The 25,592-nt window shown below is 61.7% G+C and carries 22 protein-coding genes and 1 pseudogene; 14 read left to right on the top strand and 9 right to left on the bottom strand.

Going from position 1 to position 25,592, the window contains the following annotated elements; genetic code table 11:
- The first annotated feature begins 207 nt into the window (after positions 1-207).
- The 6 genes from J3B00_RS00635 (at position 208) to purU (ending at position 7,732) form a co-directional block, all read left to right on the top strand.
- Entirely contained in the window at positions 208-1,461 is a 1,254-nt protein-coding gene (locus J3B00_RS00635; protein WP_209862061.1) for a serine hydroxymethyltransferase, read from the top strand.
- A gap of 15 nt (positions 1,462-1,476) precedes the next feature.
- Complete coding sequence (locus J3B00_RS00630; RefSeq protein ID WP_119137571.1) at positions 1,477-2,727, top strand: sarcosine oxidase subunit beta family protein; 1,251 nt, start codon at positions 1,477-1,479, stop codon at positions 2,725-2,727.
- Positions 2,728-2,742: 15 nt separating this feature from the next.
- Positions 2,743-3,078, top strand: a complete 336-nt coding sequence (locus J3B00_RS00625; RefSeq protein ID WP_209862058.1) for a sarcosine oxidase subunit delta — start codon at positions 2,743-2,745, stop codon at positions 3,076-3,078.
- Complete coding sequence (locus J3B00_RS00620) at positions 3,075-6,089, top strand: sarcosine oxidase subunit alpha (protein WP_209862055.1); 3,015 nt, start codon at positions 3,075-3,077, stop codon at positions 6,087-6,089. The genes J3B00_RS00625 and J3B00_RS00620 overlap by 4 nt, the downstream gene beginning before the upstream one ends.
- A gap of 142 nt (positions 6,090-6,231) precedes the next feature.
- Positions 6,232-6,864, top strand: a complete 633-nt coding sequence (gene soxG / locus J3B00_RS00615) for a sarcosine oxidase subunit gamma family protein (protein WP_209862052.1) — start codon at positions 6,232-6,234, stop codon at positions 6,862-6,864.
- 10 nt (positions 6,865-6,874) lie between these two features.
- Positions 6,875-7,732, top strand: coding sequence for a formyltetrahydrofolate deformylase (gene purU, locus J3B00_RS00610; RefSeq protein WP_209862048.1), 858 nt, complete (start codon positions 6,875-6,877; stop codon positions 7,730-7,732).
- A gap of 635 nt (positions 7,733-8,367) precedes the next feature.
- Here the strand turns inward: purU and J3B00_RS00605 are convergent.
- A pseudogene (locus J3B00_RS00605) lies at positions 8,368-8,694 on the bottom strand (addiction module antidote protein); the annotation flags it as partial.
- Positions 8,691-9,002, bottom strand: a complete 312-nt coding sequence (locus J3B00_RS00600; protein ID WP_209862039.1) for a type II toxin-antitoxin system RelE/ParE family toxin — start codon at positions 9,000-9,002, stop codon at positions 8,691-8,693. The gene J3B00_RS00600 and the pseudogene J3B00_RS00605, both read right to left, overlap by 4 nt.
- Before the next feature lie 194 nt (positions 9,003-9,196).
- Here J3B00_RS00600 and fdhA point away from each other — a divergent pair, with 194 nt between their 5' ends.
- Entirely contained in the window at positions 9,197-10,396 is a 1,200-nt protein-coding gene (gene fdhA / locus J3B00_RS00595) for a formaldehyde dehydrogenase, glutathione-independent (RefSeq protein ID WP_209862036.1), read from the top strand.
- A 41-nt stretch (positions 10,397-10,437) separates the two neighbouring features.
- Here the strand turns inward: fdhA and J3B00_RS00590 are convergent, their stop codons facing one another.
- Together J3B00_RS00590 and J3B00_RS00585 are read right to left on the bottom strand one after the other, a co-directional pair.
- A complete protein-coding gene (locus tag J3B00_RS00590; protein WP_348635977.1) occupies positions 10,438-11,355 on the bottom strand; it encodes an RHS repeat-associated core domain-containing protein in 918 nt (305 codons plus the stop codon).
- 14 nt (positions 11,356-11,369) lie between these two features.
- Positions 11,370-12,284 (bottom strand): RHS repeat-associated core domain-containing protein, encoded by a 915-nt coding sequence (locus tag J3B00_RS00585; RefSeq protein ID WP_245362457.1) that lies wholly within the window; start codon positions 12,282-12,284, stop codon positions 11,370-11,372.
- Positions 12,285-12,777: 493 nt separating this feature from the next.
- On the opposite strand from J3B00_RS00585, the gene J3B00_RS00580 reads away from it, so the two are divergent.
- The 3 genes from J3B00_RS00580 to J3B00_RS00570 all read left to right on the top strand — a co-directional run bounded on the left by J3B00_RS00580 (position 12,778) and on the right by J3B00_RS00570 (position 14,156).
- A complete protein-coding gene (locus J3B00_RS00580; protein WP_209862030.1) occupies positions 12,778-13,047 on the top strand; it encodes a hypothetical protein in 270 nt (89 codons plus the stop codon).
- On the top strand, positions 13,047-13,319 hold the full coding sequence (locus J3B00_RS00575; RefSeq protein ID WP_209862028.1) for a DUF3077 domain-containing protein: 273 nt from the start codon (positions 13,047-13,049) through the stop codon (positions 13,317-13,319). The genes J3B00_RS00580 and J3B00_RS00575 overlap by 1 nt, the downstream gene beginning before the upstream one ends.
- Positions 13,320-13,580: 261 nt before the next feature.
- Positions 13,581-14,156, top strand: coding sequence for a DUF2780 domain-containing protein (locus J3B00_RS00570; protein ID WP_209862025.1), 576 nt, complete (start codon positions 13,581-13,583; stop codon positions 14,154-14,156).
- Between the two features lie 3 nt (positions 14,157-14,159).
- Here the strand turns inward: J3B00_RS00570 and J3B00_RS00565 are convergent, their stop codons facing one another.
- Positions 14,160-15,524, bottom strand: a complete 1,365-nt coding sequence (locus J3B00_RS00565) for an APC family permease (protein ID WP_209862022.1) — start codon at positions 15,522-15,524, stop codon at positions 14,160-14,162.
- A 186-nt stretch (positions 15,525-15,710) separates the two neighbouring features.
- Positions 15,711-16,598 (bottom strand): acyltransferase, encoded by an 888-nt coding sequence (locus tag J3B00_RS00560; RefSeq protein WP_209862019.1) that lies wholly within the window; start codon positions 16,596-16,598, stop codon positions 15,711-15,713.
- A 181-nt stretch (positions 16,599-16,779) separates the two neighbouring features.
- Between J3B00_RS00560 and J3B00_RS00555 the strand changes: the two genes are divergently transcribed.
- The 4 genes from J3B00_RS00555 to creD all read left to right on the top strand — a co-directional run bounded on the left by J3B00_RS00555 (position 16,780) and on the right by creD (position 21,009).
- Positions 16,780-17,286, top strand: coding sequence for an ATP-dependent zinc protease (locus tag J3B00_RS00555; RefSeq protein ID WP_209862016.1), 507 nt, complete (start codon positions 16,780-16,782; stop codon positions 17,284-17,286).
- Between the two features lie 108 nt (positions 17,287-17,394).
- Positions 17,395-18,075, top strand: a complete 681-nt coding sequence (gene creB / locus J3B00_RS00550) for a two-component system response regulator CreB (RefSeq protein ID WP_209862014.1) — start codon at positions 17,395-17,397, stop codon at positions 18,073-18,075.
- Positions 18,076-19,509 carry a two-component system sensor histidine kinase CreC gene (gene creC, locus J3B00_RS00545; RefSeq protein ID WP_209862011.1) on the top strand — a complete coding sequence of 478 codons (1,434 nt, stop codon included), beginning with the start codon at positions 18,076-18,078 and terminating at the stop codon, positions 19,507-19,509.
- A gap of 171 nt (positions 19,510-19,680) precedes the next feature.
- Entirely contained in the window at positions 19,681-21,009 is a 1,329-nt protein-coding gene (creD, locus tag J3B00_RS00540) for a cell envelope integrity protein CreD (RefSeq protein ID WP_209862008.1), read from the top strand.
- A 176-nt stretch (positions 21,010-21,185) separates the two neighbouring features.
- Here the strand turns inward: creD and J3B00_RS00535 are convergent, their stop codons facing one another.
- From J3B00_RS00535 to J3B00_RS00525, 3 genes are all read right to left on the bottom strand, one after another.
- Positions 21,186-21,809 (bottom strand): glutathione S-transferase, encoded by a 624-nt coding sequence (locus J3B00_RS00535; RefSeq protein WP_209861994.1) that lies wholly within the window; start codon positions 21,807-21,809, stop codon positions 21,186-21,188.
- A gap of 9 nt (positions 21,810-21,818) precedes the next feature.
- On the bottom strand, positions 21,819-22,484 hold the full coding sequence (msrA, locus tag J3B00_RS00530) for a peptide-methionine (S)-S-oxide reductase MsrA (protein ID WP_209861991.1): 666 nt from the start codon (positions 22,482-22,484) through the stop codon (positions 21,819-21,821).
- 207 nt (positions 22,485-22,691) lie between these two features.
- A complete protein-coding gene (locus J3B00_RS00525; protein WP_209861988.1) occupies positions 22,692-25,385 on the bottom strand; it encodes a GGDEF and EAL domain-containing protein in 2,694 nt (897 codons plus the stop codon).
- Positions 25,386-25,592 lie beyond the last annotated feature (207 nt).

Below are 25,592 nucleotides of genomic sequence, written 5' to 3'. Positions count from 1 at the left end.
TCAGGTGCGTCGCCTTCGCGCCCCCTGTAGCAGCGGGCTTGCCCCGCGAAGAGGCCCGACCTGACACAACACCGTTTCAACGAATGTCGTAAACGCGCCATTGCAAGGCGTGCGCAGGCATCTGACCTACCCCGGCCAGTCATACCATCGGCACAAAGGGGCACTGAACCCTACTGACAAAAAATGATCGCTGCCGGGAGATACACGATGTTCAGCAAGCAAGACCAGATCCAGGGTTATGACGATGCACTGCTGGCGGCGATGAATGCCGAGGAACAGCGTCAGGAAGATCACATCGAACTGATCGCCTCGGAAAACTACACCAGCAAGCGTGTCATGCAGGCCCAGGGCAGCGGCCTCACCAACAAGTACGCCGAAGGCTATCCGGGCAAGCGCTACTACGGTGGCTGCGAGCACGTCGACAAGGTCGAGGCACTCGCCATCGAGCGCGCCAAGCAGCTGTTCGGCGCCGATTACGCCAACGTCCAGCCGCACTCCGGCTCGTCCGCCAACAGCGCCGTGTACCTGGCCCTGCTGCAGCCCGGCGACACTATCCTGGGCATGAGCCTGGCCCACGGCGGTCACCTGACCCACGGCGCCAAGGTCTCCTCCTCGGGCAAGCTGTACAACGCTGTGCAGTACGGGATCAACACCGATACCGGCCTGATCGACTACGACGAAGTCGAGCGCCTGGCGGTCGAGAGCAAGCCGAAGATGATCGTTGCCGGCTTCTCTGCCTACTCCAAGACCCTCGACTTCCCACGCTTCCGCGCCATCGCTGACAAGGTCGGTGCGCTGCTGTTCGTCGACATGGCTCACGTTGCCGGCCTGGTTGCCGCTGGCCTGTACCCGAACCCGATTCCCTTCGCCGACGTGGTCACCACCACCACCCACAAGACCCTGCGCGGTCCACGTGGCGGGCTGATCCTGGCCAAGTCCAACGAAGAGATCGAGAAGAAGCTCAACGCCGCGGTATTCCCCGGCGCCCAGGGCGGCCCGCTGATGCATGTCATCGCCGGCAAGGCGGTGTGCTTCAAGGAAGCCCAGGAGCCTGAGTTCAAGAGCTACCAGAAGCAGGTCATCGACAACGCCCAGGCCATGGCCCAGGTGTTTATCGACCGCGGCTACGACGTGGTTTCCGGCGGCACCGACAACCATCTGTTCCTGGTCAGTCTGATTCGCCAGGGCCTGACCGGCAAAGACGCCGATGCCGCCCTCGGCCGTGCGCACATCACCGTCAACAAGAACGCCGTGCCCAACGACCCACAGTCGCCGTTCGTCACTTCCGGCCTGCGCATCGGCACCCCGGCAGTCACTACCCGCGGCTTCAAGGTTGCCCAGTGCGTGGCACTGGCCGGCTGGATCTGCGACATCCTCGACAACCTCGGCGATGCCGACGTTGAAGCCGATGTGGCGAAAAACGTCGCCGCCCTGTGCGCAGACTTCCCTGTTTACCGCTGAGTGGAGTAAACGACCATGCAACGCTATTCGGGCTTCGGCCTCTTCAAACACTCCCTCAGCCATCATGAAAACTGGCAGCGCATGTGGCGCACGCCGACCCCTAAAAAAGTCTACGACGTGGTTATCGTCGGCGGTGGTGGTCACGGTCTGGCCACGGCCTACTACCTGGCCAAGGTCCACGGCATCACCAACGTCGCCGTGGTCGAAAAGGGCTGGTTGGGCGGTGGCAACACTGCCCGTAACACCACTATCGTGCGTTCCAACTATCTCTGGGACGAGTCGGCCAAACTCTACGAACACGCCATGAAACTGTGGGAAGGGCTGTCGCAGGACATCAACTACAACGTGATGTTCTCCCAGCGTGGCGTCTACAACCTGTGCCACACCCTGCAGGACATTCGTGATTCCGAACGTCGGGTCAGCGCCAACCGCCTCAACGGCGTCGATGGCGAGCTGCTCAACACCGACCAGGTGGCGGCCGAAATCCCTTACCTGGACTGCTCGAAGAACACCCGCTACCCGATCCTCGGCGCGACCGTCCAGCGCCGTGGCGGCGTGGCCCGTCACGACGCCGTGGCCTGGGGCTTCGCCCGTGCTGCCGACGCCCTCGGTGTCGACCTGATCCAGCAGACCGAAGTCACCGGTTTCCGCAAGGAAAACGGCGCCGTGATCGGTGTTGAAACCAACAAAGGCTTCATCGGTGCCAAGCGCGTCGGCGTGGTTACTGCCGGTAACTCTGGGCACATGGCGCGCCTGGCCGGCTTTCGCCTGCCGCTCGAGTCGCACCCGCTGCAAGCGTTGGTCTCCGAGCCGATCAAGCCGATCATCGACAGCGTGATCATGTCCAACGCCGTTCACGGCTACATCAGCCAGTCGGACAAAGGCGACCTGGTCATCGGCGCCGGTATCGACAGCTGGGTCGGCTACGGCCAGCGCGGCTCGTACCCGGTCATCGAACACACCCTGCAGGCGATCGTCGAGATGTTCCCGATCCTCTCCCGGGTACGCATGAACCGCCAATGGGGCGGCATCGTCGACACCTGCCCGGACGCCTGCCCGATCATCTCCAAGACCCCGGTGAAGAACCTGTTCTTCAACTGCGGCTGGGGTACCGGCGGCTTCAAGGCCACCCCCGGTTCAGGCAACGTCTTCGCCGCGAGCCTGGCCAAAGGCGAGATGCACCCGTTGGCCGCGCCATTCTCCATCGACCGTTTCTACAACGGTGCGTTGATCGACGAACACGGCGCTGCGGCCGTCGCCCACTAATCGGAGACAATCGTCATGTTGCATATTTTCTGTCCCCACTGCGGCGAGCTGCGCTCCGAAGAAGAGTTCCATGCCTCAGGCCAGGCGCACATCGCCCGCCCGCTGGACCCGGCTGCCTGCTCCGACGAAGAGTGGGGCACTTACATGTTCTTCCGCGACAACCCGCGTGGCATTCACCACGAGCTGTGGGATCACGTCGCCGGTTGCCGCCAGTACTTCAACGTCACCCGTGACACCGTGACCTACGAAATTCTGGAAACCTACAAGATCGGCGAGAAGCCGCAGGTCACCGCCAACGGCAAACTGAGTGCCGGTGCGTCGACTGTCAAAGGCCAGGGGGAAAAAGTATGAGCCAGACCTATCGCCTCGCCAGCGGCGGCCGTGTTGACCGCAGCAAGGTCCTGAACTTCACCTTCAACGGCAAGACCTACCAGGGTTATGCCGGTGACAGCCTGGCCGCCGCGCTGCTCGCCAACGGTGTCGACATCGTCGGCCGCAGCTTCAAGTATTCGCGTCCGCGCGGCATCATTGCCGCCGGTACCGAAGAGCCGAACGCGATCCTGCAGATCGGCTCCAGCGAAGCCACCCAGATCCCCAACGTGCGCGCCACGCAACAGGCGCTGTACGCAGGCCTGGTCGCCACCAGCACCAACGGCTGGCCGAACGTCAACAACGACGTCATGGGCATCCTCGGCAAGGTGGGCGGCAGCATGATGCCGCCGGGTTTCTACTACAAAACCTTCATGTACCCGAAATCGTTCTGGATGACCTACGAGAAGTACATCCGTAAAGCCGCCGGCCTGGGCCGTGCGCCGCTGCAGAACGACCCGGACAGCTATGACTACATGAGCCAGCACTGCGACGTGCTGATCGTCGGTGGCGGCCCTGCCGGCCTGGCTGCAGCTCTGGCCGCTGGCCGCAGCGGTGCCCGGGTCATCCTCGCTGACGAACAGGAAGAGTTCGGTGGCAGCCTGCTGGACACTCGCGAGACCCTCGACGGCAAGCCAGCCGCCGACTGGGTTGCTGCCACCCTGGCCGAGCTGCAAGGCCTGCCGGAAGTGACCCTGCTGCCACGCGCCACGGTCAACGGCTACCACGACCATAACTTCCTGACCATTCACGAGCGTCTGACCGATCACCTCGGTGACCGCGCGCCGATCGGCCAGGTGCGTCAACGCGTGCACCGCGTGCGGGCCAAGCAGGTCGTGCTGGCCGCTGGCGCCCACGAGCGTCCGCTGGTGTACGGCAACAACGATGTGCCGGGCAACATGCTCGCCGGTGCGGTGTCGACCTACGTCCGTCGCTATGGCGTGGCGCCTGGTCGCAAGCTGGTGCTGTCGACCAACAACGATCACGCCTACCGTACCGCGCTGGACTGGCATGACGCCGGCCTGCAAGTGGTCGCCATTGCCGATGCCCGCCACAACCCACGCGGTTCGCTGGTCGAGGAAGCCCGTGCAAAAGGCATCCGCATCCTCACCTCGAGCGCTGTGGTCGAGGCCAAAGGCACCAAGCATGTAACCGGTGCCCGCGTTGCCGCCATCGACGTGCAAGCATTCAAGGTCACCAGCCCGGGCGAAACCCTCGAGTGCGACCTGATCGCTACCTCCGGCGGCTACAGCCCGATCGTCCACCTCGCCTCGCACCTGGGCGGTCGCCCGGTGTGGCGTGAAGATATCCTCGGTTTCGTGCCGGGCGAAGCACCGCAAAAACGCGTCTGCGTTGGTGGCGTGAACGGCGTCTACCCGCTTGGCGACGTGCTCGCCGACGGCTTCGAAGGCGGCGTGCGCGCAGCCAGCGAAGCCGGCTTCAAGGCCACCACCGGCACCTTGCCGAAAACCGTTCAGCGCAAGGAAGAGGCCACCGTGGCGCTGTTCCAGGTGCCGCACGATAAAGGCACCAAGGGCCCGAAACAGTTCGTCGATCAACAGAACGACGTGACTGCCGCCGGCATCGAGCTGGCCACCCGTGAAGGCTTCGAGTCGGTCGAACACGTCAAGCGCTACACCGCGCTGGGCTTCGGTACCGACCAGGGCAAGCTGGGCAACGTCAACGGCCTGGCAATTGCCGCCCGTTCGATCGGCATCAGCATCCCGGAAATGGGCACCACCATGTTCCGCCCGAACTACACCCCGGTGACCTTCGGCGCCGTAGCCGGTCGTCACTGTGGTCACCTGTTCGAGCCCGTGCGCTTCACCGCCCTGCATGCCTGGCACGTGAAGAATGGCGCCGAGTTCGAAGACGTCGGTCAGTGGAAACGTCCGTGGTACTTCCCTAAGCCAGGTGAAGACATCCATGCCGCGGTGGCGCGTGAGTGCAAGGCAGTGCGCGACAGCGTCGGCCTGCTCGATGCCTCTACCCTGGGCAAGATCGACATCCAGGGCGCCGATGCGCGTGAGTTCCTCAATCGCGTGTACACCAACGCCTGGACCAAGCTCGACGTGGGCAAGGCCCGCTACGGCCTGATGTGCAAGGAAGACGGCATGGTCTTCGACGACGGCGTCACCGCCTGCGTCGCCGACAACCACTTCATCATGACCACCACCACCGGCGGCGCCGCGCGCGTCCTGCAGTGGCTGGAGCTGTACCACCAGACCGAATGGCCGGAGCTCAAGGTGTACTTCACCTCGGTCACCGACCACTGGGCGACCATGACCCTGTCCGGCCCGAACAGCCGCAAGCTGCTCGAGCAGATCAGTGACATCGACCTGGACAAAGAGTCGTTCCCGTTCATGAGCTGGAAGGAAGGCAACGTCGGCGGCGTCCCGGCGCGGGTGTTCCGTATCTCCTTCACCGGTGAGCTGTCGTACGAAGTCAACGTCCAGGCCAACTACGCCATGGGTGTGCTGGAAAAGATCGTCGAGGCCGGCAAGCAGTTCAACCTGACCCCGTACGGCACCGAGACCATGCACGTGCTGCGTGCCGAGAAGGGCTTCATCATCGTTGGCCAGGACACCGATGGCTCGATGAACGCCGACGACTTGAACATGAGCTGGTGCGTGGGCCGCAACAAGCCGTACTCGTGGATCGGCCTGCGTGGCATGAACCGCGAAGACTGCCTGCGCGAAGACCGCAAGCAACTGGTGGGCCTGAAACCGGTCGATCCGCAGAAGTGGCTGCCGGAAGGCGCCCAGTTGGTATTCGATCCCAAGCAACCGATCCCGATGGACATGGTCGGCCACGTCACCTCCAGCTACGCCGCCAACTCCCTGGGCTATTCGTTCGCCATGGGTGTGGTCAAGGGTGGCCTCAAGCGCATGGGCGAGCGGGTCTATTCGCCGCAGGCCGATGGCAGCGTGATCGAAGCGGAGATCGTCTCTTCGGTGTTCTTCGATCCGAAGGGTGAGCGGCAGAACGTGTAAGCACTGGAAGGCAGCGCTGAACCCTGTAGGAGCGGGCTTGCCCCGCGAATGCGATGTTGGCCTCACCGGCCCATTCGCGGGACAAGCCCGCTCCTACAGGTTCGGCGTCGCTCAGAACAACAGAATTCAAGGCAGGTAACACATGAGCGCTATCAACGTCTTCCAGCAAAACCCCGGCGCCGAAGCCAAGGCACAGACGCCGCTGCACCATGCAGACCTCGCCAGCCTGGTTGGCAAGGGCCGCAAGAACGCGGGCGTGACCCTGCGGGAAAAGAAACTGCTCGGCCATCTGACCCTCCGTGGCGACGGCCACGATGCGGCCTTCGCCGCCGGCGTGCACAAGGCCCTCGGCCTGGAGCTGCCAGTAGCCCTGACCGTGGTCGCCTCCGGCGACACCTCGCTGCAGTGGGTCGGCCCCGATGAATGGCTGCTGATTGTCCCGGGTGGCCAGGAGTTTGCCGTCGAGCAAAAACTGCGCGAGGCCCTCAACGGCCTGCACGTGCAGGTGGTCAACGTCAGCGGTGGGCAAAGCCTGCTCGAACTGCGTGGGCCGAACGTGCGCGACGTGCTGATGAAGTCCACCAGCTACGATGTGCACCCAAACAATTTCCCGGTCGGCAAAGCAGTCGGCACCGTGTTCGCCAAGTCGCAACTGGTGATCCGCCGCACCGCCGAAGACACCTGGGAGCTGGTCATTCGTCGCAGCTTCGCCGATTACTGGTGGCTGTGGCTGCAGGACGCTTCGGCCGAATACGGTCTGAGCATCGAAGCCTAAGGAGAGCACCATGAGTCGGGCACCGGATACCTGGATTCTCACCGCCGACTGCCCGAGCATGCTCGGTACCGTCGACGTGGTGACGCGTTTTCTCTTCGAGCAACGCTGCTATGTGACGGAGCACCACTCCTTCGATGATCGGCTGTCGGGGCGCTTTTTCATCCGCGTCGAGTTCCGCCAGCCGGACGATTTCGACGAGGTGGGCTTTCGCGCGGGCCTCGCCGAGCGCAGCGATGCGTTTGGCATGACCTTCGAGCTGACCGCGCCCAATCACCGCCCCAAGGTGGTGATCATGGTGTCCAAGGCCGACCACTGCCTGAACGACCTGTTGTACCGCCAGCGCATTGGTCAGCTAGCGATGGACGTGGTCGCGGTGATCTCTAATCACCCCGATCTCGAGCCATTGGCGCATTGGCACAAGATTCCGTATTACCACTTCGCCCTCGACCCCAAGGACAAGCCTGCGCAAGAGCGCAAGGTGCTGCAGGTGATCGAAGAAAGTGGTGCTGAACTGGTGATTCTTGCGCGGTACATGCAGGTGCTGTCGCCTGAACTGTGCCGTCGCCTGGATGGCTGGGCGATCAACATTCATCACTCGTTGCTGCCTGGGTTCAAGGGTGCCAAGCCGTATCACCAAGCGTACAACAAGGGCGTAAAGATGGTTGGCGCCACGGCGCACTACATCAACAACGACCTGGATGAAGGGCCGATCATTGCCCAGGGGGTCGAGGTGGTGGATCACAGCCACTATCCCGAAGACCTGATTGCCAAAGGGCGTGACATTGAAGGCCTGACCTTGGCGCGGGCGGTGGGGTATCACATTGAGCGGCGGGTGTTCCTTAACGCCAATCGGACTGTGGTGCTCTGACCATTTTGGGGCTGCTTTGCAGCCCATCGCAGGACAAGCCAGCTCCTACAGGGGCCGCGCAGTCTCAAGAGCGGCGCGGTCCCTGTAGGAGCTGGCTTGTCCTGCGATGGGCCGCAAAGCGGCCCCGGCAATCCCCCAAAAAACCGCGCCACCCCTGAGACTGCACGGCCCCTGTAGGAGCTGGCTTTTCCTGCGATGGGCCGCAACGCGGCCCCGGCAATCCCCCAAACAACCGCGCCACCCTTGAGACTGCACGGTCCCTGTAGGCGCCGGCTTGTCCTGCGATGGGCCGCAACGCGGCCCCGGCAATCCCCCAAACAACCGCGCCACCCTTGAGACTACCCGGTCCCTGTAGGAGCTGGCTTGTCCTGCGATGGGCCGCAAAGCGGCCCCGGCAATCCCCCAAACAACCGCGCCACTCCTGAGACTGCACAGTCCCTGTAGGAGCTGGCTTGTCCTGCGATGGGCCGCAATGCGGCCCCGGCTGTCTGACCTACAAGCTATGCGTTCGCATGGCTGTCAGGCTTCTTGGCCATTGGCTTCTTCACTGGCCGGGCAGGGGATTTTGTTGATACAGATGTGTCACGGCTTGACGCTCCCCGCAGACGCCCACTCGAAGGCTCTGGACGCGGGCTCAATGGCTTGACAGTCAGCTCTACCCCAAGGGCATACAGAAGCTTTTGAACCGTATCAAAGCGGGTCTTATCGCCGCCTTTTAGCGTTTTGTACAACGACTCTCTATTTACGCCTGCATCCGCAGCCAGCTGGTTAACACCTCTGGCCTTGGCAACTTCTGCAAGTGATTTCATCAGAATGGCCGGGTCATTTGCCTTCATCGCCTCCGCAAGGTAGGCGCTGATGGTTTCTGGGCCATCGAGAAAGCGGGACGCCTCAAACCGCTTGGTATTGGACAGGTCCAGGTCAAGGATGGGCATATCGTCATGATTGAGGGTATCGCTCATCGCTTTTTACCTCGCAGAGCGTTAAGAATTTCCTTTGCGCGCTTGATGCCGCGTTTCTGGTCTGACTTGTCACTACCAAAAAGCATAAGGTAGCTCGATTGCCCAGAGCGCACGTAGTAGACCCGATAGCCGGGGCCAACGAACACGCGTATTTCACTGACGCCATCACCGACCGGCTCGGTGTCACCAAAATTACCCGCTTCGGCCCGATCCATACGGGTCAGAATGGCTGCCTTGCCTTCTGCGTCGTTCACGCCGTCAAGCCAGTCATCAAACTCGAGGGTGGAGTGAATGATGTTAGTCGTCATGACGTGATTGTAGCCTTCTGGCTACAGGTTGTCGAATATCGCCCTGACGCCCCCTGACAAGTCACTGTCGTTTCCAGTCACCGCCTCCCGCCGCCACAAGCCCACAATTCCCTCATTCCAGTAACACATGGCCGCCCATGGATGGCGGCGCTTCAACCAACGCTGCATAAGTACAATTCAAGCGAGGTAAGAGCATGTCTGGTAACCGTGGAGTGGTGTATCTCGGCGGCGGTAAAGTCGAGGTGCGGAACATCGACTACCCCAAAATGCAGGACCCGCGCGGCAAGAAGATCGAGCACGGCGTGATCCTCAAGGTGGTCTCCACCAACATCTGCGGCTCCGACCAGCACATGGTCCGCGGTCGCACCACCGCCCAAGTCGGCCTGGTCCTTGGCCACGAGATCACCGGTGAAATCATCGAGATGGGCCGTGACGTCGAGCGGATGAAAATCGGCGATCTGGTCTCGGTACCGTTCAACGTTGCCTGCGGCCGCTGCCGCTCGTGCAAAGAGATGCACACCGGCGTCTGCCTCACCGTCAACCCGGCCCGCGCCGGTGGCGCCTACGGCTACGTCGACATGGGTGACTGGACCGGCGGCCAGGCTGAATACGTACTGGTACCCTACGCCGACTTCAACCTGCTGAAACTTCCCGATCGCGACAAGGCCATTGAGAAGATCCGTGACCTGACTTGCCTGTCCGACATTCTGCCTACCGGCTACCACGGCGCAGTGACTGCCGGCGTTGGCCCAGGCAGCACCGTGTACGTCGCCGGTGCCGGCCCGGTCGGGCTGGCTGCTGCTGCTTCGGCACGGCTGCTGGGCGCCGCCTGCGTGATCGTCGGCGACCTCAACCCGGCCCGCCTGGCGCACGCCAAGTCGCAAGGCTTCGAGGTGGTAGACCTGTCCAAAGACACCCCGCTGCACGAGCAGATCGTCGACATCCTTGGCGAGCCGGAAGTGGACTGCGCCGTTGACGCCGTCGGCTTCGAAGCGCGCGGCCATGGCCACGAGGGCGCCAAGCATGAAGCGCCGGCCACCGTGCTCAACTCGCTGATGCAAGTGACCCGCGTTGCCGGCAACATCGGTATCCCGGGGCTGTACGTGACCGAAGACCCGGGCGCGGTGGATGCCGCCGCCAAGATCGGCGCGCTGAGCATCCGCTTTGGCCTGGGCTGGGCGAAATCGCACAGTTTCCACACCGGCCAGACCCCAACCATGAAGTACAACCGCCAGCTGATGCAGGCGATCATGTGGGATCGGATCAATATCGCTGAAGTGGTGGGCGTGCAGGTGATCAGCCTGGATCAGGCGCCTGAGGGGTATGGCGAGTTTGATGCCGGGGTGCCGAAGAAGTTTGTGATTGATCCGCATAAGACGTTTAGTGCGGCGTAACCTGAGATAAAAGACAAAGCCCCTCATGTGAGGGGTTTTGTTTATTGGCGCGGAGCTGTTGGATCGAAATATCCACGGCGTATTTCCTGTAGGGCAGACGACGGCAACGACGGTGCAGGCAATCGTCTTCTACCGGTGTCCGGGCTACTCGGTGGGCTGGAATCATAGGAATCGGTACCGGATTGCTGTGACAGGCGTGATCCAGACCTTGGCGCTAGGCTGTTTCCCGAATCGAATGGCTGTGCGGCTTGCAACAAGCGTCGCTGAGCTAGCGGGTCAAGTGCGGTGCTCGCTGCGGTGGTCGCCGGAGGTGCGTTAGCTGGAATATTGAGCCTGTAATTCCCTCGCCGCTCGGTGAGCAGTCTCTGATGGAATATGACATCCTCTCGATTGAAGTTGAGTGTGAATTGCTCATACTCATAAAGTGTTTCTCGCATCAATTGCCGTTCACGCATACGTACTATGCGAAGGGGGGCCCTCGTCGGTGCTCGCCAGGCGGCAACGGTCAAATGGCCGGTGGGGTCGACCCGATTGACGGGATCGCCCAGGCAATAGCAATAGGTATTCAAACCTCCTGCCGCAAAAGGGCTCCAACTGTCCGGCGTCTGAAATCGCAGGAGTGTTGCGCTGTACGTCCGATAGCTGCTGCCCAATGGGGTACCTTGAATCACGTCATCATAGTATTCGCCATTGAACCCCAGCAGGGTCTTTGCGCAGGGCTGTGTGGGGTCGTGGCCATAGGCCGAGTAGGCGTGTGACTCAGCGTCTTCTTCTTCGGCCGACTTGAGCACAGAGCCGTTGTTATCGGTCGCCAAGAGGCTGGAGCCGGGCGTGGCATTCACGTGCAGCTCTGCTAGCGGCACATCAGCGCCGCGTAGCACTGTACGCGTTGTTTCGCCTTCTCTGTTAGTGACCAGCTTGTCGCCTTGATAAAAATGTAGAGTTCTCATGGGTTTCACGCTTTTCAATTAATTTAACTTTGTCTTAATCGGTTAATCTGTGAACTGATATTGTCGCGGGTGGATATCATTCCTGCTGGTACTCCGCCACTGCGGCGCATATAGCTAATATTGTTTTGTGCGACGCGTAGACTCTGCTCGAGCTCTGCAATTCTCTGCTCCCGGCGAGACGGGGGAGGCGCGCCGGTAGAAACTGAAGGCGTTTCTTTTGGAAGCGGGTACGCAGGGGGGCGAGTTGTTGTAACCAGTGCACTTAATTTAGATTCATCTTCGGTCATGGCGGCAGGAGGCGTGATTAGGCGACTGTGGCCTTTCGGTAATTTTAGGGAGTAGGGAGGAGGCTGATAAGCGGGTGGCTGTTCAATACTTGAATGTAACGCGCGACTGGGGTCATACAACGGTGGTGCAGACTCGATGAAGGAGGGGGATGAGGGCTTATGGTGATGTAGCGCTTTTGCAAATTGCTGCCTGCGCATCAAGCGCCCTAACACAGGCATATGCCCAGAGGGATCGACATGATTTATGGGGTCGCCCAAGCAATAGCAATATGCATTTCTCCCTCCAGCATCAAAGGGGCTCAAGCTATCAGGCGAATTGAAGCGCATGTTGTTGTAGAGTCTGTAGCCATTGCCCAGTAAATAAGCATTTGCCAAATAAATAAATGCTTCACCGTTGAAACCCAGCGTGAGAGGTCTCTCGGTTAGGGCTAGCGAATGCCCATAAGGCGTGTAATTGACATTGCATGTAGGGTTGCCGGGTGTGGCAATAATCGAGTCGTTAACGTCGGTCGCTAAAAGATTGGATTTTTCATTGGTTATTTCTGCCAGAATACGGGTGTCGCCTCGAAATAAAGTTTTATTTTTTTCATTGCTTACCAGTGTAACTAATTGGTTGTTTTGGTAAAAGTTTTGATTTGGTCTCGAGTTCATACGGCATCCCTCTCTCAAATCCATATAGGCGTGTTGAATTTAGATTTTTCCAAGATTTTGCCATTTTTGACAACTGGCAAAAATGCTAGGTAAGTAATGTTATTTATCTGAGAAATGCGAGTTTCGGCCGCCCGAGCAGCCTTTTACCGCCATTCGCGCACGCTTGCTCCGCCTGATTCCCAGACCAGTTTCCGAAAATTCTGACGCGAGCTTGGTAGTCATTCCGAGTCCTAGGAAATATCCTACGCACTCTGTCGACTGCCGTCTGATTGCCCCTGGAATCCTCGCCCTCTAGGCTCACCGGGTCGCTGAACAATTCAGCGATCGGGTGTGGAAGCCCGGCTATTTGGATGGCTGTCGTTATGACAGTTGTGCGCGGGAGACCTTCGGGTCTACCGGGTTCGCCATACGCCTGGTCTTCCACCCCGCGTACAGCTGTCGCCTTAATGCGTGGAAGCAGAAAGGTGGCGCTCTAACCTCGGTATGGCTAACTATGAAAAAAATCGTACCCGATCCACCGCCATCCTCTGATAACACCCCCATCTACGCCTCCATCCACCCCGAGCTATACCCGCCTGACGCCCTGGCCCACGCCCTCGAACTGCTGCGCGGCGTCTCCACGACCATTGACGTCTACTGCCATGCGAACGTCGGTTCGCCGGGTCTCTACCTGCTATCCAATGCCGGCCACTGCACCGAAACCGCCCGAGCGTTGGTCGAGCATGTGTTCGACATGCTGCATTGGCGCCAAGGAGGTGAGTGATGAGTGACGAGCCCAAAGCCGACGTTACAGTTGGCGTCGAGACCTTCTTCGAGGTTGGCGAGCATTCCAGCCATATTTTCCGGGTGATGCCGGGGGTGCCGTTTGAATATGCCTACGAACAGGTGTCGGTGCTGCTGGGGTATATCAAGCATCTGGTGCGCGAGGGGGATATGGAGGATGACCATAAGTTTCTCGGTGCTGCCGATTACCTGAGTGCGTTTGCCAAGGCGATCATGGATGACATAGAGGTTGCCCGTAGTCAGTTGCATTGAGCCTGGCGTGAGATAGCCGGGGCCGCTTTGCGGCCCAATCGCGACACAAGGCCGCTCCCACAGGGGGACTGCGTACGCTATTCCCAGTGTGGGAGTGGCCTTGTGTCGCGATTGGGCTGCAAAGCAGCCCCAGGATTGACGCCATATAGAGGGCTAAAAGACCACCGCCGCCCAGGCCCGATGCGCGGCCCGGAACAAACCTGCAAACCCCCAGTCGAATGCCTCGTTTCCCAGGCCATTCCGGCCGACGAGGTCCCCCCGATGAAAGCGTTCACCCTGGCAACCCTGATGACCCTGGCCGCCACGCCAGCGTTCGCCTTCAACCTCAGCGACGCCGCCAACGCCGTGTCCGCGGTGCAAAACCAGAATACCCAAGGCAAGGTGCAGGCCCCCGCCGAGTCGGCCAACCTGCTTAACACGCTGGGCAGCGAATTGAACATCACCCCCGAACAGGCCGTGGGCGGCGCAGGGGCGATGCTCGGTCTGGCGCGTAACAATCTCAGCAGCGACGACTACGGTCAGCTGACCAAGGCAGTGCCCGGCCTGGACCTGCTCTCCGGCGCCAACGCCCTCGGCGGCCTCAGCGGCCTGGGCGAGTTGCTCGGCAAGAACAGCGAGAAACAGTCGGCCTTGAGCAATGCACTGGGCAACAATGTCGAAGATCGCAGCGACCTCGACAGCGCTTTCAAAGCCTTGGGCATGGATACCGGCATGATCGGCCAGTTCGCCCCGCTGATCCTGCAGTACCTCGGCCAGCAGGGCATCGCCGGGTCGCTGCTGCAGAACCTGGGCAGCCTGTGGACAACCCCGCTGCCAGCGACCACGCCGTCGGTTTGAGGCTCACCCAGCTTCGGAGAAATCCACCAGGCGCATTGGCCGCCGAAAGCCCGCAGTGAGTACAGCCAGGTAAGCCAGCCCCAAGGCAAACCAGCAAAGCCCGATCACCAGGGTCAGCGCCGACAGGCTGGTCCACAGCCACAGCGTCAGGCTTAACCCAACCAGCGGTACCACGCCGTAGCGCAGCAGGCCTAGCGGCGTGCGCTGGCTGGTGTCCATCATCAGGTGGGTACGCACCACCGCCAGGTTGACCGCCGAGAACGCTACCAGAGCGCCAAAGCTGATCAGCGAGGCGAGGGTGGCGAGATCGATCACCAAGGCCAGCAGGGAGAACCCCGACACCAGCAGGATGGCGAACACCGGCGTGCCAAAGCGTGGCGACAAGTGGCCGAAGGTGCGCTGCGGCAGCACACCGTCGCGGCCCATGGTGAACAGGATGCGCGACACCGCCGCCTGCGACGCCAGCGCCGAACCAAGGCTGCCGGCAACAAACGCGGCGGTGAAGAAGTTGGCGAGGAACTGCCCACCGGCCTTGGCCATCACTTCATTGGCGGCGGCATCGACGTTGGCGAAGCTGCTGCCCGGCAACACCAATTGGCTGAGATAGGCCAGCAGGGTGAACAGTACGCCGGCGCCGAGGGTCGTGAGGATGATTGCTCGCGGCACGTCGCGGCGGGCATCGCGGCTTTCTTCGGCCAAGGTCGATACTGCATCGAAACCGAGAAACGACAGGCACAGCACAGCCGCGCCCGCCATCAACGGGGCGAAGCCCGGCGCGCTGCCGTCGCCCAGCAGTGGCGCGAGGAAGTCGACTGACTGGCCACTGCCCAAGGTCTGCCAGGAGAGGGCGACAAACACACCAATGAAGACGATCTGCGCGCCGACAATGAGGTTGCTCGCTTTGGCCACCGAGTGGATGCCGATCACGTTGAGCACGGTCACCAGGGCAATCGAGGCGAGCATGATGCTCCAGGCGGGGATGGCCGGGAAGGCGATGTTGAGGAACAAGCCGATCAGCAGGTAGTTGATCATCGGGATGAACAGGTAGTCGAGCAGCAGCGACCAGCCGGCAAGAAAGCCGATGTTGGAGCCGAAGGCCAGGTTGGTGTAGGAGTACGCCGAGCCAGCGACAGGGTAGCGTTTGACCATGAAGCTGTAGGAAGTGGCGGTGAACAGCATCGCCAGCAGGGTTACCAGATAGGCGCCGGCGGTGCGGCCACCGGTGAGTTCGGTGACGATGCCGTAGGTGGTGAAGATGGTCAGTGGGACCATGTACACCAGGCCGAAGAACACCAGGGCGGGTAGGCCGAGGACGCGGCGAAGTTGAGCGGGGGCTGCCTGGGCAGCAGAGCACGGTTTGTTAGCCATCGATCGATCCCGGCGTTTTTGTAGTTGTTGATCGATTTTTATCCATCTGCATGGATGATGACAAACAAAGAATTGCTTATTCCGATTATAAGTCTGGATTTTAATCGGGGTTTTGTGGGGTGGTTTGCGCAAATCCTGTAGGAGCGGGCTTGCCCCGCGAAGAGGCCGGATCAGCCTCCGCAGATCTCAACGCAGCTCGGCGCGCAATTGCTCGATGCGCTGATCCTTCTCGACCCACAGCTGGTTCACCCAGGCTTGTACCTTCTCGCGAAACACCGGGTCGTTCTCGTAGTCGCCCGCCCACAACGCCGGATCCAGCTCATGCACGCGAATGTCGATAATCACCCGGCTGATGCTGCCATTGAGCAGGGCCCAGAAGCCCGGTGCCTTGTCGCCTGGGTAAACAATAGTGACATCCAGCAGTGCGTCGAGCTGCTCGCCCAACGCCGCCAGCACGAATGCCACGCCACCGGCCTTGGGCTTGAGCAGGTACTTGTACGGTGATTGCTGCTGAAGACGCTTGGCCTCGGTAAAGCGCGTGCCTTCGAGGTAATTGACCACGGTCACCGGCTGGCGCTTGAACAGTTCGCAGGCGGCCTTGGTGATTTCCAGGTCCTTGCCCTTCAGCTCCGGGTGCTTGGCCAGAAACGCCTTGCTGTAGCGCTTCATGAACGGGTAATCCAGGCCCCACCAGGCCAGGCCCAGCAGCGGCACCCAGATCAGCTCCTTCTTGAGAAAGAACTTGAAGAACGGTACCCGCCGGTTGAGGCTTTCGATCAGTGCGGGGATATCGACCCAGCTCTGGTGATTGCTCACACACAGGTAAGAGGTGTCCTGGCGCAGCCTGTCGACGCCGCGGATGTCCCATTGGGTAGGAATGCACAGGGCGAAGATGACCTTGTCGATCTCCGACCAGGTTTCGGCCATCCACATCACGCCTGCAGATGCATAGTCACGGCCTCGGCCCGGCAGCACCAGCTTGAGCAGGGCGAAGACCATCAGCGGGCAGATCATCACCACGGTGTTGAGCAATAGCAGAATGGTTGTGAGGATGCCGGTCAGCAGGCGACGCATAAAGAGACTCTTGTTGTGTGAAATAAGCGGTCGACAATGATAAGTGGGGTTATGGCCTACGCCAAACTTCCAATGGCCTACGACCGGGACAAATGTTTCACATTATGTTGGATAAGCTCTTGCGACGAACCTATCGCGCTTGTGCAGTCTAAGCACTGTCCCGTCTCAAGGAAGTTAGCCCGTGAAACCACTGCTTGCCCTGTTATCGCTGCTCGCCCTGCCGGTCATGGCCGCCGAGCCGACCCTGTATGGTCGCTACGAGTACATCAGCCTGCCGGAGATCGGCGGTGAAACGCTCAAGGCCAAGATGGACACCGGTGCGCTGACAGCCTCGTTGTCGGCCAAGGATATCGAGCGCTTTACCCGTGATGGCGAGGACTGGGTGCGCTTCAAGCTGGCAACCAAGGATGCCGACGGCAAGGTCTACGAGCACAAGGTTGCGCGCATCAGCAAGATCAAGAGCCGCGCCGACGAGGACGATGACGAAGGCGACAGCGCTGAGGCGGCACGCCGGCCGGTGGTCGACCTGGAGCTGTGCCTGGGCGATGAGAAGCGCACCGTCGAGGTCAACCTGACGGACCGCAGCAGCTTCAATTATCCGTTGCTGATTGGCGCCAAGGCATTGCGCGAGTTCAAGGCGGCGGTGAACCCGGCGCGCAGGTTTACCGCTGGCAAGCCTGACTGCTGACGGAGCCGCTTCAAGCTGCGAGCCACAAGCTGCAAGAAACAGCGGATCGGTGTAAGTTCACGCGATCCGCTTCTACTGAAGCTTGCAGCTTGAGGCTTGTCGCCAAGAATGCCCCATATCCTCATCGTCGAAGATGAATCCGCCATCGCCGACACCCTGATCTACGCCCTGCAAGCCGACGGCCACAGCACCGAGTGGGTGACCCTGGGTAGCGCTGCCGTCGAGCGCCAGCGCCTGCAGCCGGCCGACCTGGTCATTCTCGACATCGGCCTGCCCGACATCAGTGGCTTTGAAACCTGCCGCCAGCTACGCCGCTTCAGCGAAGTGCCGGTGATGTTTCTCAGCGCCCGCGACGCCGAGATCGATCGGGTGCTGGGCCTGGAGATCGGTGCCGACGATTACGTGGTCAAACCGTTCAGCCCCCGCGAAGTGGCCGCGCGGGTGCGGGCGATCCTCAAGCGCATGGCGCCACGCGCCGAGCCGGTCAGCGCTGATAACCCCTTCCAGCTCGACACCCTGCGCATGCAGATCGTCTACCGGGGCACCTCGCTGGTGCTGACCCGCCACGAGTTCCGCCTGCTGCAGTGCCTTCTGGAACAACCGCAACGGGTGTTCAGCCGTGAGCAGTTGCTCGACGCGCTGGGCGTGGCCGGCGACTCGGGTTACGAGCGCACCATCGACAGCCACATCAAGAGCCTGCGGGCCAAGCTGCGCGTGGTGGCTGCCCATGCCGAGCCAATCCAGACCCACCGTGGCCTGGGCTACAGCTACAGCCCGGAGCACGCCTGAATGCGGCTGGGGATCCGCATCTTTCTGGTGTACTTCCTGTTTGTCGGGCTGTCGGGCTACTTCTTGCTCAACACCGTGCGCGAACAGATCCGCCCGGTGGTGCGCCAGTCGTCCGAGGAGACCTTGGTAGACACGGCCAACCTGCTCGCGGAAATTCTGCGTGATGACGTCAAAGCCGGCACCCTCGGTCAAAGCCGCTTGCCGCAGTTGCTTGAGTCCTATGGCCAGCGCCGTCCAGGCGCGCAGATCTGGGGCCTGGCGAAAAACCAGGTCAGCCACCGCGTCTATGTCACCGACGCCAAGGGCATTGTCCTGCTCGACTCTGCGGGCCACGATCTGGGCCAGGATTATTCGCGCTGGAACGACGTCTACCTGACCCTGCAGGGCCAGTATGGCGCGCGCTCGTCACGCAGCGATCCGGAGGATGAGAACACCTCGGTGATGCACGTTGCCGCGCCGATCATGGACGCCGGCAAGATCATCGGCGTGGTCACCGTGGCCAAGCCGAACAGCTCGCTGCAGCCGTACATCGACCGCGCCGAACGGCGCCTGCTCAACCTTGGCCTGGGTTTGATCGTGCTCGGCCTGCTGGTTGGCGCCTTGTTGTCATGGTGGCTGGCGCGCTCGTTGCGCCGGCTGACCCATTACGCCCAGGCAGTCAGCGAGGGCGAGCGCGCCGCCCTGCCGCATTACAAGGGCGGTGAGCTTGGCCAACTGGCGACGGCGGTGGAGCGGATGCGCACCGAGCTTGCCGGCAAGGCTTATGTAGAGCGTTACGTGCACACCCTGACCCATGAGCTAAAGAGCCCGTTGGCAGCGATTCGTGGTGCCTCGGAGCTGCTTCAGGGCGACATGCCGCCGGAGCAGCGGGTGCGCTTTGCGAGCAACATCGAACGCGAAAGCGGGCGGTTGCAGCAGATGATCGAGCGCCTGCTCAACCTGGCCCAGGTCGAGCAGATGCAGGCGCTGGAGGATGAGCAGGAAGTGGCGTTGGCGGCCTTGGTCGACGAGTTGCTGCTGACCCATGGGGCGCGGATCGAAAGCGCCGGGTTGCAGGTCCGCCAGCGGGTGCCGATGGCGCTGCGCTTGCGCTGTGATCCGTTCCTGATGCGCCAGGCGTTGGCCAACCTGCTGGAGAACGCGCTGGATTTCACCCCGGCGGGTGGCGCGTTGCTGTTCGAGCTGGAGCAGGCGGGGGAGCGTGTGGCATTGAGTCTGTTCAATCAGGGCGAGGCGATTCCGCCGTATGCGATTGGGCGGGTGAGTGAGCGTTTTTACTCGCTGCCACGGCCGGGCAGCGGGCGCAAGAGCACCGGGTTGGGGCTGAATTTTGTCGAGGAAGTGATGCAGTTGCACGGTGGCACTTTGGCTGTGGATAACGTTGAAGGCGGTGTGCGGGTGAGGTTGTGGCTGCCGGTGCGGCGCATCAGTTGAGGCCTCTTCGCGGGGCGAGCCCGCTCCTACAGGATTTGCGCAGATCCTGTAGGAGCGGGCTTGTCCCGCGAATGGGCTTCACACAATCACCACAGACTCTCCACATAGTCTCCCTGAGGGCTCCACGCATGCGGCACACACTGTGCCCATCGCCAACGGAGCCTACGCCCCATGAACAAGACCCTGAGTTTCAAGCTCGGCATGATCGCCTTGCTGATGTTGCTGCTGTTGATCCCGCTGTTGATGATCGGCGGCTTGATCGACGAGCGGCAAAGCCTGCGTGACAACGTCCTCGCCGATATCGCGCAAAGCTCGAGTTTCGACCAGTTGATCGCCGGCCCGCTGCTGGTGGTGCCGTACCGCAAATTCGAACGCCGCTGGATCGACAAGGACGGCCACAGCGTGCAGGAGACCAGTACGGTCTCGGGCCACCTGTACTTCCTCCCGGAAACCTTCGAGGCGACGATTGGCATCGACACCGAGCTGCGCGCCCGGGGCATCTATCAGGCCCGGCTGTTTCATGCCAAAAGCCAGATCGCTGGCCGCTTCAAACTGCCTGAGCGTTGGGGCATCGACAAGGACTATGAGGACTACCGCTTCGACAAGCCGTTTCTGGCGGTGGGCATCAGTGATATCCGCGGTATCGAAAGCACACTTGAGCTGAGCCTCGATGACCAGCGGCTGCCGTTTCAAGCAGGCACCGGCCTGGCTTGGATGCGCGGTGGTGTGCACGTCGATCTGCCTGCGCTGGACGGCCAGCAGCCGCGTGAATTCAACTACGCCTTCGACCTCGCCCTGCAAGGCACTGGCCAGTTGCATGTACTGCCGGTCGGTCGCTCCAGCAGTGTCGATATGCAGGCCAACTGGCCGCACCCAAGTTTTGTCGGCAGCTACCTGCCGAGCCGCCGCGAGATCAGTGCCGAGGGCTTCAAGGGGCACTGGCAGACGTCGTTCTTTGCCACCAACCTGGAGGACGCCTTGCGCCAGTGCGCCACGGCCGAGCAGTGCGCCGACTACAAGGAACGCACCTTTGGCGTGAGCTTCGTCGACCCGGTCGACCAGTACCTCAAGAGCGAGCGGGCGATCAAGTACGCGCTGCTGTTCATTGCACTGACGTTTGCCGGTTTCTTCCTGTTCGAGGTGTTGAAGAACCTCAGCGTGCACCCGGTGCAATACGTGCTGGTCGGGGTGGCGTTGGCGTTCTTCTACCTGCTGTTGTTGTCGCTGTCCGAGCACCTTGGGTTTGGCCTGGCGTATGGCTTGTCGGCGTCGGCGTGCGTGCTGCTGATCGGCTTCTATCTGAGCCATGTGCTGCGCAGTCTGTGGCGCGGTATCGGCTTTGCGGCGGGGTTGGCTGTGCTGTATGCACTGCTCTATGGGCTGCTGAGCGCTGAGGACTATGCGCTGCTGATGGGCTCGTTGCTGTGCTTTGGCTTGCTGGGCGTGTTCATGGTGCTGACCCGCCGACTGGACTGGTCGCGGGTGGGGAGAATGGCATGAGGGAGGATCGTGAAGTGGGGCGCTGGTTGGCGTGGCGGATCGGGTTGTTGTTTCCTGTGATACCGCGGTGAGGCCTGGGGCTGCTGTGCAGCCCATTCGCGGGGCAAGCCCGCTCCTACAGGATTGGGGTAGAGCGCATGTCCTGTAGGAGCGGGCTTGCCCCGCGATGGCGTCAGTCAGGCCTGCGGTGCTGTAGCCAGCATCGATGGCCGTTTGGCCACCTCGGCGTACCACGCAGCCAACCCCGGTTGCTGGTCACGCCAGCCAAACTCAGGTTGGCGCAGGTCGATATAAGCCAGCGCACAGGCCACACCAATGGCCACGATATCGAACCCCGAGATCAGCTCAGCCAGGTGCTCCTGTTCAAGGTTGGCCAGGCTCCGGCGGATCTTCTCGCCCTGCGCCTCGACCCAGCCGTCCCAACGTTTGTCCTCAGGCCGCAGGAAGGTTTCATAACGCGTCGATACCGCCGCGTCCATGATCGCATCTGCCTGCGAGGCCAGGGTCAGCCGCCGCCAGCGCGCCGAGCCTTCGCGGGGGATCAGTGGCAGGCCGACGTGCTGATGGTCGAGGTACTCACAGATCACCCGGCTGTCATGCAGCACGCTGCCGTCTTCCAGGCGCAAGGCCGGGATCTTGCCGATCGGGTTGTCCTGGTTGAGCTGCGCATCGCCTGCCACCGGGCTGATGTTGACGGCCTGCAGCTGCACGCGGCCGAGTTGGCCGGTCTCGTGCAGGACCACCATCACCTTGCGCACGAACGGCGACAAGGGCGAATGGAACAGGGTCATGGTCGTCATGCGTGACCCTCAGTTGCCTTGCAGGCTGGGCGGCAGGCACACACCGGTGCCACCGATGCCGCAGTAGCCGTTGGGGTTCTTCGCCAGGTACTGCTGGTGATAGGCCTCGGCGAAGTACACGGTCGGTGCCTGGTCGATCTCGGTGGTGATCGGGCCGAAACCGGCCTTGTCCAGCTCGGCCTGGTAGGCCGCCTTGCTGGCCTGGGCCTGATCGAGCTGCTCAGGGCTGGTGCAGAAGATCGCCGAGCGGTACTGGGTGCCGATATCGTTGCCCTGGCGCATGCCTTGGGTAGGGTTGTGCAGCTCCCAGAACATCGCCAGCAGTTCGCCGTAGCTGACCTTGGCTTTGTCGAACACCACCAGGACCACTTCGGTGTGCCCGGTCAGGCCCGAGCAGACTTCTTCGTAGGTCGGGTTGGGGGTGGTGCCGCCGGCATAGCCGACCACGGTACTGACCACGCCTTCGCGCTGCCAGAAACGGCGCTCGGCGCCCCAGAAGCAACCGAGGCCGAAGATGGCGAAATCGACATCGTCGAAGAACGGGCCGAGCAGCGGCGTGTCGTCGAAGACGAAGTGCTTCTCGGGCAGGGACATCGGCGTTTCGCGACCAGGCAGGGCCTGTTCAGCGGTGGGCAGGACGTTTTTGTTCACCAGGATTTCCGAACGCAGGACCATGGCCGTTCCTCTGTTTGATGGTTCAAGTCTGTTCAGCCATTTGGGGGCCGCTCTGCGGCCCTTTCGCGACACAAGGCCGCTCCCACAGGTTTGCGCCGCCGTCATGCCTTGCGCTGTATCTGTGGGAGCGGCCTTGTGTCGCGAAAGGGCTGCGCAGCAGCCCCACAAAGCTCATGAGCCCTATAGTGCCTCAGACTTACGCCGCTGTCAGGCCACTGGTCCACGCGGATAGCGCTTGAGCCGATCGACCAGCTCACGCCCGGGGATCGGCCGGTCAAACAGGTAACCCTGGCCGACGTCGCAGCGATGCCGGCGCAGGAACGCCAACTGCGCCGCAGTCTCGATGCCTTCGGCGACAACCTTGAGCTTGAGGTTGTGGGCCATGGCTACCACCGCCGAGGTGATCTCCATGTCGTCCTGGTTATCGGGGATTTCGTTGATGAAGCTGCGGTCAATCTTGATGACGTCGATCGGAAACTTCTTCAGGTAGCTCAGCGACGAGTAGCCGGTGCCGAAGTCGTCCATGGCCAGGGTCAGGCCCAGGGCCTTGAGCTCGTCGAGCTGGCGGTGGGTGTCTTCGGAGGCTTCCAGCAACAGCCCCTCAGTCAGCTCCAGCTCCAGCAAGTGCGGCGGCAATGCCTCTTCGCGGATGATGCTGGCGATCGAGTTGACCAGTTCAGGGTCGGAGAACTGCTTGGGCGAGAGGTTGATGGCCACGTGCAATTCGCCCATGCCGGCCTCGCGCAGCTCCAGGCTCATGCGGCACGACTGGCGCACCACCCATTTACCGATAGGGATGATCAGGCCGGTTTCCTCGGCCACGCTGATGAACTGGTCAGGGCGGATCATGCCGCGTTCGGGATGGTTCCAGCGCAGCAGCGCCTCGAGGCCCAGCAGGCGGCCGCTGCGCAGGCACAGCTTGGGCTGGTAGAACACTTCGAGTTCGTTCTGGGTAAGCGCTCGACGCAGGTTGTTTTCAACGAACAGCTTGTAGCTGGCCTCGGCGTTGAGCACTTCGGTAAACACCTGGACCTGGTGTTTGCCGTTGGCCTTGGCCTTGTGCAGGGCCAGGCCTGCGTTTTTCATCAGGGTCTGCGGGTCGCTGCCGTGCAGCGGTGCGCAGGCCAGGCCCACCGACGCGGTGACGTTGATCAACTGGTTGTCGACGAACATCGGTTTATCCAGCGTGCGCAGCAGTTGCTGGGCCACGGCCTGGCCATCTTCAAGGCTGATGTTGTCGAGCAGTACGGCAAATTCGTTACTGGCGAAGCGGGCGAGAATGCCGCCGACATTGAGGCTGTTGCGCAAGCGCCGGGCCAGGCTGATCAGCAGTTTGTCACCGGTGTGGTGGCCGAGGCTGTCGTTGATCCGCTTGAAGTTGTCGATGTCGACCAGCAGCAGGCAGATCGCGGTGTCGCTGTCGCGGGCAAAGCGCTCGTCGAGATTGCGGATGAACGCCGGGCGGTTACCCAGGTTGGTCAGGTTGTCGGTGTAGGCCAGGCGCTCGATGCGTTGCTGGGCCAGCTTGCTCTGGGTGATGTCTTCGTAAATACCGATGTAGTGGGTCAACTCGCGGTTGTCGCCATACACCTTGGAGATCGACAGCTGGCCCCAGTAAGGCTCGAGGTTCTTGCGCCGGCTCTTGAATTCGCCTTGCCAGCTGTTGCCCATGTCCAGGCTGGAGGGCGAGTCGAACAGCAGCTCGCTGAGGTTCTCCAGGGCGGGCAGTTCCGCCAGGCGATGACCCTGCACTTCGTCAGTGCTGTACTGGGTGATCGCCGTGAAACTGGGATTGACGTATTCCACCACACCGTCGCGGTTGACCAGCAGGAAGGCGCTGGCGCTCTGTTCGACTGCACGCTGGAACAGGTGCAGTGCGCTCGCCGCTGTGCGTCGGTTGTGGTTGGTGATGACCTGGGCGAACTGGTCGGCAAGCTCGCCGGCGAAGGCGATCTCGTCGGACTGCCAGGCGCGTGGCTTGCCGGTCTGCTCCAGGCAGAGCACGCCGACCACTTGGCCATCGACGCGGATACTGGCGTCGAGCATGGCGTTGTTGGTGGTCGGGTAAAGGCTCTCGGCCATGTCACGGGTACGCGGGTCCTGGCTGGCATTGTGCGCGTCGATGGCGCGGCTGGCGTGCAGCGCATCGAGGTAATCGGGGAAGCGGCTGGCGTCGATCGGTTCGGGCAGGCGGTGCTTTTGCTCAAGGCGATGCCAGGCGCTGATTGGCTCCAGGCGCTGGTCGTGCAGGTACCAGATGCTCGCGCAGTTGACCTTGTAGATTTCGCAGGCGCTCTGGGTGATCAGCTCGGCGGCTTCCAGCAGCGAGTTGTCGACGCTGTAGCGCTGGCGTGCGAGGCGCAGGATCAGGTCTTGCTGGGCGCGTACCCGCTCGAGGTGTTCGAGCTGTTCCTGTTGGGCGCGTTGGTTCAGCTGGAGGGCGATCTGCAGGCGGTTGTTGCGGTTTTCCAGGTCGCTGGCGGCGACGTCCGGGCTGTCTTCGGTGACATCGTCGAGTACCGCCAGGTAGCCGCGCAGCAACTGGCGGCCATGCTGCTTGTAGACCTCGCCGGTTTCCAGCAAGCGCAGCGGTACCGGGCTGGCGTGCAAGGTGTAGCGCACCCGGTAATAGCCGCGCCGGGCCAGTTGCAGCTGGATTTCGTCGTGCAGCCGGTAGCGGGCTTCTGGCTCCATCAGGCTGGCGTAGGGCGAGCTGATCAGGGCGCACAGCTCGGCGGCGGGCAGGCCGAAATGGCGCTCGCAGGCTGGGTCGAGGTAGAGCATGGACCATGCGGCTTCGTTGAGCCTTTCGAAACGCAGCATGCCGAGCCGCGAAGGCACGGGTAGCTGCGTGACGACCTCGGCCGCCACACGGCTGGCGGCATCGGGTTGGCTTTTCATTGAAGACTCGCTTGAAGAGGGTGGCGCGGGCCTGTGCGGCGGCGCATCGGGCAAGGTTGCATGATGTCCGGAGGGCTGGCAAGCGGCCATGTTGGGGCTGTGACTAGGTTGTCGGCAGATTGGTTCAAGTCTGAAGGTGTACGGGGGGCTTGTTCGGGGTGGATGCCTTTCAAGGCCTGCTGAAATGGCTGTTCACGGGGTGTCAGG

It is taken from the genome of Pseudomonas sp. BP8, assembly GCF_017875955.1.
Lineage (GTDB): Bacteria > Pseudomonadota > Gammaproteobacteria > Pseudomonadales > Pseudomonadaceae > Aquipseudomonas.
This window is presented reverse-complemented; position numbering and strand designations above follow the sequence as displayed.